Below are 4,669 nucleotides of genomic sequence, written 5' to 3'. Positions count from 1 at the left end.
GCCGAAAGCGATCTGTGCTGCACGTCCTCCAACGCCCTGGCAGTAGTGCAGAGTATCCCCCGGGACCGGGAGATCATCTTTGTGCCGGACCGCAACCTAGGTACTTATGTGGCTGCGCAAACTGGCCGCGACATGATCTTGTGGCCGGGTTGCTGCCCCATTCATGACCAGTTGGAAAAGGCGGAGGTGCAGGCCTGCCAGCAGGAACATCCCGGCGCCAGACTGGTGGTGCACCCGGAGTGCACCCCGGATATAACTGCTATGGCGGATGCAGTCTGTTCTACCGGTGGGATTCTGGAATACGTGAAGAACAGCTCGGAGCGGGAGTTCATAATTGGCACCGAGGAAGGCTTCCTCTATACCCTGCAAAAAAACTGCCCGGACAAGAAATTCTATATCGCGCGCAGCGGTTTTAAATGTCCGGACATGAAATTGGTGACCTTACCCATACTGGCAGCGTGTCTGGAAAAGAGCCAGTATGAAATAACCGTCCCCGATGTGATCAGGGGCAAAGCCAGCCAGGCCTTGGAAAAGATGCTGGCAATTCGGCCATAATATGGCCTGGCAGGGGGTAAGAGAATGATAATCACTCGGTATATTGAAGATTTGGGGAAAGACACCCCGGTTCTAAAGACCGATTTTTTGATCGTGGGAACCGGGATCGCCGGGCTTTTTACCGCATTGAAAGCTTCACAACACGGGCAGGTCATAGTTGCTACCAAAAAACATATAGACGATTCCAATACCGGATTAGCCCAGGGGGGGATTGCTGCCGCAGTACATGAGGAAGATTCCCCCTTTCTTCATCTGGAGGATACCCTCGAAGCAGGAGCCGGTCTGTGCAATATAGAAGCGGTAGATGTTTTGGTGCGGGAAGGACCGGATCGGGTCAGGGAACTGATAGCTGCCGGGGCGCAGTTCGACATGAAAAATGGCGCCATTTCTCTGGCCCGTGAAGGGGCCCACAGCAAAGCTCGTATCCTGCATGCTGCCGATACCACCGGGGCTGCTATCAGAGGCGCCCTGGTGGAGAAGTGCAAGCTCAACAGCGGGATCGAAATCAGGGAAGATCAGTTTCTGCTGGATATACTGACTGATGAGGATAACTGTGAATGCTTTGGCGCGTTGTTTTTCGATGCTAAAAAAGGGGAGCGCGTCATCTACAGCGCCCGGGCCGTGATCATCGCTACGGGCGGCGCCGGGCAGATCTATAAACATACCACCAACCCGGATGTGGCCACCGGTGACGGGATGTCAGCCTGTTTCCGGGCCGGGTGTAGACTCACCGATATGGAGTTTTTTCAATTTCATCCCACGGTATTATACGGTCACGAATCGCAGCGCTTTTTAATTTCAGAAGCGGTGCGGGGTGAAGGGGCCATACTATACAACGGCGAAGGCGAGCGTTTTATGAAACGCTATCATTCCCTCTTAGAGTTGGCTCCGCGGGATATCGTGTCCCGGGCCATCTGGAATGAACTGCAAAAGACCGAAAAACCATATGTATACCTGGATATGACCGTTATACCTGACGGTCCGGCACGCTTCCCCAACATCCATCGGACCTGTTTGGAGAGGGGCGTTGACATCACCAGGGAATATGTCCCGGTCTCACCGGCAGCGCATTTCATCATGGGAGGCATTGGCACCAATACCTACGGAGAGACCAGTATCAGAGGACTGTACGCCTGCGGTGAAGCAGCCTGCACCGGTGTTCACGGCGCTAACCGTCTGGCCAGCAACTCCCTCTTAGAGGGGATTGTATTTGGACAGCGCATTGTTGACAAGGCTGAGGAGATCATGTATCGCCGTCAGGTTGACAGCGGGGAAATATACCGCCAGTTTGATTCGGGCTGGATTTTCCGCCCCGGCCAGGAAGGATTCAGGCCTGATGAGGTGCGCATGAGGCTGCGCGATATTATGTGGGATCATGTGGGCATTATAAGAAATGAGAGCGGCCTTAAACAGGCTTATCTGGAGATCGACAGTCTTTATAATGCTATGCACCGCCATACGGATATCCTGAGTTATTATGAGACGATAAATATGTTGATACTGGCTCGTATTATCATTCAAGCCTGCCTGTGGCGCAAAGAGAGCCGCGGAGGGCATTATCGTTCCGATTATCCGGAAAGGGACGATATGCGCTGGATAAAAGAAATGAGTTATATGAATTGTTAGCCCATGACAGGGGGAATACTCAAGCAGCATGAATATAGACACTATAATAAAACAGGCATTACAGGAAGATATCGGCCGGCAGGATATAACCACTTTTAACCTGGTTCCTGCAGATCAGCAAGCCCGGGGGATGCTGGTTGCCAAGGCCGAGGGCATAATCGCCGGAACAGGGGTCTGTCAGGCGGTATTTCGCTATTTAGATCCGGCGGTCCAGTGCCAGCCTTTTATCACCGACGGGCAGATGGTGCAGTACGGGGACCGTATTGCGGAAATCAGCGGGAAGACCACCGCGCTCTTAGGCGGCGAGAGGGTGGCTCTGAATCTCTTGCAGCGTCTTAGTGGGATTGCTACGCGCACCAGGAAGATGGCGGATAAAATTCAAAACTACCATGCCCGTATCATAGATACCCGCAAGACCACCCCCGGACTGCGGGAGTTGGAGAAATACGCGGTAAGAATCGGCGGAGGCCGGAATCACCGTTTTGGGCTATATGATGGGGTCATGATCAAAGACAATCATATAGTGGCCGGCGGAGGAATCCTGAATGCGGTGCGAACCTTGCGCCGGGCGGCGCCGATAACCGTAAAAATAGAAGTTGAAGTAGAAAACCTGGAGCAGCTGAATTTGGCTCTAGAAGCCGGTGCGGATATCATTATGCTCGACAATATGGATACTCCCACCATGCGAAAGGCGGTCGAGTTAGTTGCCGGGCGGGCCCTCTTGGAGGCGTCCGGGGGGATTACTGAAGACCGCCTGGAAGAAGTCGCCCGAAGCGGAGTGGACTTTATCTCCGTTGGAGCCCTGACCCACTCTATACAGAGTCTTGACATCAGTTTTGATCTTTTAGAGGTTTATTAGCATATACCCCTCCGGCTGAATCCCCGGTTTAACGGTCTTATGAAGATAGGAGATGAATAACTGTGATCTGCGTATTTGATGTGGGCAACACCAACATGGCCGTCGGAGTATATAGTAAGCAGGAACTGGTGGGGCACTGGCGCATTCGCACCGATACCATGCGCACCTGTGATGAGTACGCCATCATAATCAGCGAGTTGTTCTGTTTAAACTTAAACGGATTGAAACTGGAACAGATTGACGCGGTGGTTATTTCATCGGTAGTACCAACAGTTATGATGGAATTGGAGTGGCTGAGCGCCAAGTACTTCAAGTGCAAACCCCTGATAGTAGAAGCCGGAATAAAAACCGGTTTGGCCATTAAATACGAGAACCCCCGTGAGGTTGGGGCTGACCGGGTAGTCAATGCCGTAGCCGGATTTCATAAATACGGCGGTCCTCTGATAATAGTTGATTTCGGCACTGCCACCACCTTTTGTGTGATAAGCCAGAAGGGGGATTATCTGGGGGGGGCAATCGCGCCGGGCATCAAAATATCCACTGAAGCCCTGGTGTCAAGAGCCGCTAAACTGCCCCGGGTTGAACTGGTTAAACCCAAAAGCCTGCTGGGTAAGAATACCATCAGCAGTATACAGGCGGGTATTATTTATGGATTTGTCGGTCAGGTGGAAGGTATTATCAGCCGCATGAAAAAAGAATTGGAATTTGAACCGCAGGTGGTGGCAACCGGCGGGCTGGCCGGTACTATTGCCGGGGAAACCGACTGCATTGATGTAATTGATGATCTCCTCACCATGGAGGGTTTGCGCCTAATATACGAATTAAACCGGAGTTGAACATGTTCTCAATTGGAAATGTTGCAGTACCCAATCGGGTAGTGGCCGCGCCGCTGGCGGGAGTCACAGACAGGGCGGGCCGGGAAATGGCCCGCTTGTTTGGTTGCGGCCTGGTCTACACGGAAATGATCAGTGACATGGGGCTGGTATATAATCAGCAAAAAACCCTGCAACTGGCCGCTGTGGAAGGCGAGCAGGGGTTGGTTGCGGCCCAGCTCTTTGGCTCAAAACCCCGGGCTATGGCCCAAGGAGCCAGAATACTAGAAAAACTCGGCGCTCAAATTATCGACATAAACATGGGCTGCCCCACCCCCAAGATAGTGCGCAATGGGGAAGGAGCAGCCTTGATGAAAGATCCCGCTTTAGTCCGCGATTTGCTTGACGCTGTCCTCGATGCGGTGACCGTGCCGGTAACGGTGAAGATTCGTAAAGGCTGGGACGACAAGCAGAGCAACTATCTGGAAATAGCTCTCCTGGCTGAAGCAGAGGGCGCAGCTGCAGTGGCTTTGCATCCCCGCACCAGGCAGCAGTTCTTCTCCGGGCGCTCCGATTGGACAGCGATTAAAGTCCTCAAAGAACAGCTGCATATACCGGTGATCGGCAACGGAGACATCTGGTCAGCCCAGGACGCCCGGAGGATGATCGACGAAACCGGGTGTGACGCGGTAATGATCGGGCGGGGCGCCATGGGAAACCCCTTCATATATCGCGAGACGGCGGCCCTGCTTGAAAAGCAGCAAGTCCTGCCTGCGCCCACCTTAAGCGAGCGCTTTATGGCTGCCCGGCAGCACCT

Annotated in this window: 5 protein-coding genes; all 5 read left to right on the top strand. The window is 53.2% G+C overall.

Annotated features, from left to right (window positions below):
• On the top strand, nt 1–555 hold a 555-nt coding region (locus B2633_RS12255; protein WP_483170972.1), incomplete at its 5' end, for a quinolinate synthase NadA.
• 24 nt (nt 556–579) lie between these two features.
• On the top strand, nt 580–2,181 hold the full coding sequence (nadB, locus tag B2633_RS12250) for an L-aspartate oxidase (RefSeq protein ID WP_483170971.1): 1,602 nt from the start codon (nt 580–582) through the stop codon (nt 2,179–2,181).
• Between the two features lie 28 nt (nt 2,182–2,209).
• A complete protein-coding gene (nadC, locus tag B2633_RS12245) occupies nt 2,210–3,040 on the top strand; it encodes a carboxylating nicotinate-nucleotide diphosphorylase (RefSeq protein ID WP_481042174.1) in 831 nt (276 codons plus the stop codon).
• A gap of 62 nt (nt 3,041–3,102) precedes the next feature.
• Nucleotides 3,103–3,876, top strand: a complete 774-nt coding sequence (locus B2633_RS12240; protein ID WP_483170970.1) for a type III pantothenate kinase — start codon at nt 3,103–3,105, stop codon at nt 3,874–3,876.
• Nucleotides 3,877–3,878: 2 nt separating this feature from the next.
• The coding region (gene dusB / locus B2633_RS12235; RefSeq protein WP_483170968.1) for a tRNA dihydrouridine synthase DusB at nt 3,879–4,669 on the top strand (791 nt) is incomplete at its 3' end.

Source organism: Syntrophomonas sp. UBA1041, assembly GCF_002316705.1.
GTDB lineage: Bacteria > Bacillota > Syntrophomonadia > Syntrophomonadales > Syntrophomonadaceae > DTU019.
This window is presented reverse-complemented; position numbering and strand designations above follow the sequence as displayed.